Source organism: Verrucosispora sp. SN26_14.1, assembly GCF_004307965.1.
Classification (GTDB): Bacteria; Actinomycetota; Actinomycetes; order Mycobacteriales; family Micromonosporaceae; genus Micromonospora.
Genome location: NZ_SISL01000365.1, coordinates 1 through 5875, shown reverse-complemented (window position 1 = coordinate 5875; position 5875 = coordinate 1). Strand labels below are relative to the sequence as shown.

Below are 5875 nucleotides of genomic sequence, written 5' to 3'. Positions count from 1 at the left end.
AGTGTGTATAAGAGACAGGGTGGAGGGCCGGCAGTGCGGCGGAGTTGGTGGCTGACATGTAACTCAGGGTACGCAGGCCCCGCCACTGTCGCCCGTCGTGAAACCCGACCGGTGCCGGTGCCGGTGCTACCCGATCCGCTCGCGGAAGTACTCGATCGTGCGTCGCAGGCCCACCTCGGGCGCGACGGAGGGCTCGTAGCCGAGCACCTCACGGGCGAGGGTCAGATCGGGACGGCGCATCTCCGGATCGTCGGCACTGCGCGTGACGTAGGTCACCTCGGACTTGCTCTCGCAGAGTGACACGATCGTCTCGGCCAGCTGCCGCATGCTCATCTCGTGCTCGGTGCCGCAGTTGACCGGACCGCTCTCGGTCGAGTCGAGCAGCAGCAGGATGCCCCGGACGAGATCCGCCACGTAGCAGATCGAGCGGGTCTGGTTGCCGGTGCCGTGCACGGTGATCGCCTCGCCGCGCAGCGCCTGGGAGACGAAGGTCGGGATGGCCCGCCCGTCGTCCGGCCGCATCCTCGGGCCGTACGTGTTGAAGATCCGCACGATCGCGGTGTCCACGCCCCGGCTGCGCCGGTACGCCATCGTCGCGGCCTCGGAGAAGCGCTTCGCCTCGTCGTACACGCTGCGGATGCCGATCGGGTTGACGTTGCCCCAGTACGTCTCCCGCTGCGGGTGCTCCTTCGGGTCGCCGTACGCCTCGGAGGTCGAGGCCAGCAGGAACCGGGCACCGTCGGTGGCGGCGCGCTCCAGCAGGTGCAGGGTGGCGACCGAACCCACCCGCAGGATCTCCACCGGTAGCTTCTCGAAGTCCGTCGGGCTCGCCGGGGACGCCATGTGCAGGATCGCGTCGAACCGTTCGGCCAGCGCGGGATGGTCCGGCAGCCCGTCGGAGACGTCCGCCTCCACCAGCGTGAAGGAGGGCGCGTCGAGCAGATGGGCGACGTTCTCCTTCGACCCGGTGACGAAGTTGTCCAGTGCGACCACCGTGCAACCGCGACCGATCAGGGAATCCACCAGGTGCGACGGGACGAAACCGGCACCGCCGGTGACCAGGACGCGGTGACCGGGACCAAAACGCTGCTCAACCTTCACGCCGACCAGACTAAAGGAGGGGTCCCCTGCTAACGCCTCGCGTCCTACAGGGGACCCCTACTAACAACTCGGCAGGCACCGGCGTGCCGATAGACGCTCGGTGCCCGCCGATGGGTCGTCAGTGCGCGCCGGCGCCGGTCAGCGAACGCACCTCCAGTTCGGCGTACTTGTCCTCGTCGCTCTCCTTGGAGACGAGGGTGCCGATCCACCCGCAGAGGAAGCCGAACGGGATGGACAGGATGCCCGGGTTGGACAGCGGGAACCACTGCCAGTCGTGGTCCGGGAACATCGCCGTCGGTGCTCCGGAGACCACCGGCGAGAAGAACACCAGCAGTACGGCCGCCAGCAGACCGCCGTAGATCGCCCACACCGCGCCCGAGGTGTTGAAGCGCTTCCAGAACAGGCTGTAGAGGATCGCCGGCAGGTTGCCGGAGGCGGCGACCGCGAAGGCCAGTGCCACGAGGAACGCCACGTTCAGGTTCTGCGCGAAGATCGACAGAGCGATGGCGATCGCGCCGATCACCAGGGCGGAGATCCGGGCGACGCGTACCTCCTGGCGCTCCGACGTGTTGCCGCGTTTGATGACGTTGGCGTAGAAGTCGTGCGCCAGGCTGGACGACGACGCCAGGGTCAACCCGGCGACCACCGCCAGGATGGTGGCGAAGGCGACCGCTGCGATGACCGCCAGCATCGCCGCGCCGCCCAGGTCGCCGCCGAAGAACTCGATCCCGAGCACCTCGGCGAGCTGTGGCGCGGCGGTGTTGCCGGCCGCGTCCTGTTCCCGGATGGCCGCACCACCGACCATCGCCGCCGCACCGAAGCCGAGGGCCAGGGTGAGCAGGTAGAACGAGCCGATGATGCCGATCGCCCAGAGCACGCTCTTGCGGGCCGCCTTCGCCGTCGGCACGGTGTAGAAGCGGATCAGGATGTGCGGCAGACCGGCGGTGCCGAGCACCAGGGCGATACCGAGGGAGAGCAGGTCGACCTTGTTGTAGAAGGTCTGTGTCGCGTTGCCGGCGACTTCGACGCCGTACCGCAGCCCGGGTTCGAGGAACGCGGTGCCCTGGCCGGAACTCGCCGCCGCGTCACCCAGCAGCGAGGACAGGTTGAACTTGTACTTCGCCAGCACCAGCAGGGTCATCAGCAGCGCGCCGCCCATCAGCAGGAACGCCTTGACGATCTGCACGTACGTGGTGCCCTTCATGCCGCCCACGGTGACGTAGATGATCATGAGAGCGCCGACCAGGATGATGGTCGCCACCTTGGCGGTGCTGGCGTCCATGCCCAGGAACGTGGTGCCGGGACGGATGCCGAGCAGCAGTGCCACCAGTGCGCCCGCGCCGACCATCTGGGCCAGCAGATAGAAGATCGACACGGTGATGGTGGAAACCGCCGCCGCGGTACGCACCGGACGCTGCCGCATCCGGAAGGCGAGTACGTCGGCCATCGTGTACCGGCCGGAGTTCCGCAGCAGTTCCGCGACCAGCAGCAGGGCCACCAGCCAGGCCACCAGGAAGCCGATCGAATAGAGGAAGCCGTCGTAGCCGTAGAGGGCGATGATGCCGGCGATGCCCAGGAAGGACGCGGCGGACATGTAGTCGCCGCCGATCGCCATGCCGTTCTGGAAGCCCGAGAACGACCGGCCGCCCGCGTAGAAGTCCGTGGCGGTCTTGGTCTGTCGGCTGGCCCAGATCGTGATGCCCAGGGTGGCGGCGACGAAGGTCAGGAAGAGCACGATGGTCAGGTTCCGGGCCGTGGTGTTGCCCGCCTCGACCGCGAGGATCATCGTGGTCACGACTCACCGCCGGTCAACTCGTCACGGATCCTGTCGGCCACCGGATCGATCTTCCGGTCGGCGTACCGGCTGTAGAGCCAGGCGATGAGGAAGGTGGTGACGAACTGGAGCAGGCCGAAGACCAGCGCCACGTTGATGTTGCTGCCGAACAGTCGCGTGCCCATGAAGTCTCGGGCGTACGCCGAGAGGATCACGTAGAGCGCGTACCACAGGAAGAACGCGATGGTCATCGGGAAGACGAATCCGCGCAGCGCGCGGCGCAGCCCGGCGAACTCGTCCGACCGTTGGACCGCGAGGTACCGCTCGGGCGTCGAATCGGTCGGCGCGGTCGCGGGTGTGTCCGTGGACATTGTGTGGATCACCACCTTCACAGACGTCAGGAGTCCCGCGCACGGTAAGAAGCGGACTCCCCGCCGGAGAAGGCTGATATCGGTGTCGGTCGACGGTTGCGCCGAGTGGCAGGATGGCTGCGCCGAGTGACTCAGCTCACTCCGTTGAGCGGTAGGTGAGATCCGTCCAGGTTCGTCCGCTGCCGGCCCCGCGGTCAGCCCAGTTCGCGGTAGCGGCCCCGATGATGCAGCAACGGCGCGATGTCGTCGCCGAGCTCCACCTGCTCGACGGTCGCCTCGACGAGCAGGCTCCAGCCGTACTCCCGGGCGCTGTCGAGCCGGCACCCCGCCCACCCGCCGGCGTCGGCGGGCACCGGGCCGTAGGGCGTCTCGGTCCAGGCGCCGGTGGCGAAGAGGCCACCGGGCGACGGGAACAGCCCGGCGAACCGGTCGGCGAGCTGCCGGTGCGGCGGGCCGAGCGGCGCGACCGCGAAGCGCCCGGCCTCCTCCACCGCCGCCCACAGGTCGGACTCGGCGTCGATCAGGCCGAGCAGGCGGTCCGGCTCGCCCTCGGCCACCAGCGTGGAGGAGACCGTCAGCCCGGCCGGTCCGGGTGCCGTCCAGAGCGTCACCGGCGCGGCGAGCCGACCTCGCAGCCGCCGTGCCGGCGAACGGTCGCCCGTCGGCACGGCGAACGGGTCGGTGTGGTGGATCTGGGCACCCGGCTGATGATTCACGTGAAACATTGTGACCCGCCCAGCGGGTTCGCGGGCCCGTGCCCAGGTCAGGAACCGTTCGTGCAGGCTGGCCGGGTCGAGTCGCGTGTCGAGCTGGCTGAGCTGGGCGTGGGCCTCCGTCATCAGGAGCCCGAGATACACCAGGAGTGCGGTCCGGTCCTCGCGGTACTCGACCAGCAGCGACAGGCGGGCGGGCTGGCAGGGCCAGTGCGCTCCACAGGATCGACACCGCCAGAGCGGTCGCATCGGCACGTGCGGGACGACGCGGCTCACGGTCGATCCGACCGTCCGTGCCGAGTTGGTCCTTCCGGCGCGGCAGATGCCCGGATCACCAGCGGTCTCCGTCCGCCCGCCGACTCTGCGCGAGAGTGCGCCAGTCGGCCGGGTCGGGGCATGGCGTCCGGGGCCGCCGTCGATGGCGACGAGCGGCGGTACGACCGCAGTGCGGCATCTCGACACCCGGGGAGCGCGGTGGACATGGGATGGCCTCCTCTGAACTGTGGGGGTCGCCCCGGCCGGGGGAAAGGCCGGGGCGACCCGACGCAGGACCAGCCACCGGGTCGTCGCCTCCACTGGCCGGGCCGCGCGTTTCCACCCTGGACTCCGCACTCGCCGCAGGGGAGGATGCCAGCGGTTACTACTCGGCGCGTTCGCGTACTTACCGGATGGGTGAGTGATGAACTTCGAGATGTGGATCAGGGCGTTGAAGGCCGCCCGTGCCGCTGTCAGCGTCTCCCAGGAGGGACTCGCCACCCTGATCAAGTGGAGTCCGTCGCTGATCGCCGCCATCGAGACGGGCCGCCGCCGACCGACGATGGAGTTCGCCGTGGCCGCCGACGAGGCGCTGCAGACCGGTGGCCTGCTCGCCGAACTACTCAAGGAGGCCGACCGGGAACGCGGTCCCTCCTGGTTCGCGGCGTGGCGCGGCTACGAGCAGGAGGCGACCAGGCTGCGCGCCTTCGAGCCCTGTCTGGTGCCGGGCCTGCTCCAGACCGAGGAGTACGCCCGAGCCGTCATCTCGGCCGGTGGACTCCAACCACCGGCAATGGTGGACGAACTGGTGGCCGTCCGAATGGAGCGCCAAGAGCTGTTGCGCCGTGATGATCCACCGCAGTGCGTCTTCCTGCTCGACGAGAATGTGGTGCGGCGGCCCGTCGGCGGTCCGGCAGTGCTCGACGCACAGCTTGGTCGACTGCTGGAGATTGTCGAGCTACCGCAAGTTCGGTTGCATGTCGTACCGGTGAGTGTCGGCGAGCATGTCGGCCTGATCGGCGGCTTCGTGCTGGCCGAGCTGCCGGACGGCGAGCAGGCGATCTACCTGGAAAACGCCGCTCGCGGGCACGTGGTCAACGACCCCGAGACGGTCCGCCTGATCGACCGGAAGTGGGATAGCCTGCTCGGCGAAGCACTGTCCACGAGCGCCTCGCTGGATCTGATCCGAAAGCTCAAGGTGACGCCATGACCGCTGCCGAACCCCGCTGGCGCACGTCGACCCGGTCCGGTGACACCGGCGGCAACTGTGTCGAGGTGGCGGACAACCTGCCTGGGCTGGTGCTGGTGCGGGACAGCAAGGATCGTTCCGGCCCGTCGCTCACCTTCGCGCCGACCGCCTGGCGGTCCTTCCTCGACCTCGCCCGCGAGGCATCGACCCCCGCCGCCCGCTGACCGACCCCTGCCGGGGCGCGCGACGCACCCCGGACGGCGCGAACGGCTTTCCAGGCCAGGCGGTCGTACTGGTGGGCAGGCTCTGCGACCCCGCACCGCACCGGTCGCGCATGGCGTGCGACCCTCTCCGAAGATCACGCTCGATCCAGGATCGAGTGGTCTCGTCGTCGCTCGTTAACCACTCGATCCTGCATCGAGCGTGATCATGCGCGCCGCCCGCGAGTGCGCGCCGCCCGCGAGTGCGCGCC

6 protein-coding genes are annotated in these 5875 nt (G+C 69.1%); 2 read left to right on the top strand and 4 right to left on the bottom strand.

Translation table 11 applies throughout. The features are described 5' to 3' along the window. Nucleotides 1-126: 126 nt before the first annotated feature. The 4 genes from EYA84_RS24530 to EYA84_RS24515 form a co-directional block, all read right to left on the bottom strand. The gene (locus EYA84_RS24530) at nt 127-1101 is read right to left on the bottom strand and encodes an NAD-dependent epimerase/dehydratase family protein (RefSeq protein WP_131055746.1); all 975 of its coding nucleotides are present in this window, start codon (nt 1099-1101) and stop codon (nt 127-129) included. Between the two features lie 118 nt (nt 1102-1219). Further along, a complete protein-coding gene (locus EYA84_RS24525) occupies nt 1220-2887 on the bottom strand; it encodes a cation acetate symporter (RefSeq protein ID WP_131055749.1) in 1668 nt (555 codons plus the stop codon). 5 nt (nt 2888-2892) lie between these two features. Continuing rightward, entirely contained in the window at nt 2893-3246 is a 354-nt protein-coding gene (locus EYA84_RS24520) for a DUF485 domain-containing protein (RefSeq protein WP_131055744.1), read from the bottom strand. Between the two features lie 194 nt (nt 3247-3440). Next, nucleotides 3441-4208, bottom strand: coding sequence for a flavin reductase family protein (locus EYA84_RS24515; protein ID WP_131055748.1), 768 nt, complete (start codon nt 4206-4208; stop codon nt 3441-3443). Nucleotides 4209-4638: 430 nt separating this feature from the next. Here EYA84_RS24515 and EYA84_RS24510 point away from each other — a divergent pair, with 430 nt between their 5' ends. Then, nucleotides 4639-5424, top strand: a complete 786-nt coding sequence (locus EYA84_RS24510) for a helix-turn-helix transcriptional regulator (RefSeq protein WP_131055742.1) — start codon at nt 4639-4641, stop codon at nt 5422-5424. Next, nucleotides 5421-5627: a DUF397 domain-containing protein gene (locus EYA84_RS24505; protein ID WP_131055740.1), complete on the top strand. Its 207-nt coding sequence runs from the start codon at nt 5421-5423 to the stop codon at nt 5625-5627. The genes EYA84_RS24510 and EYA84_RS24505 overlap by 4 nt, the downstream gene beginning before the upstream one ends. The last annotated feature ends 248 nt before the right edge of the window (nt 5628-5875 follow it).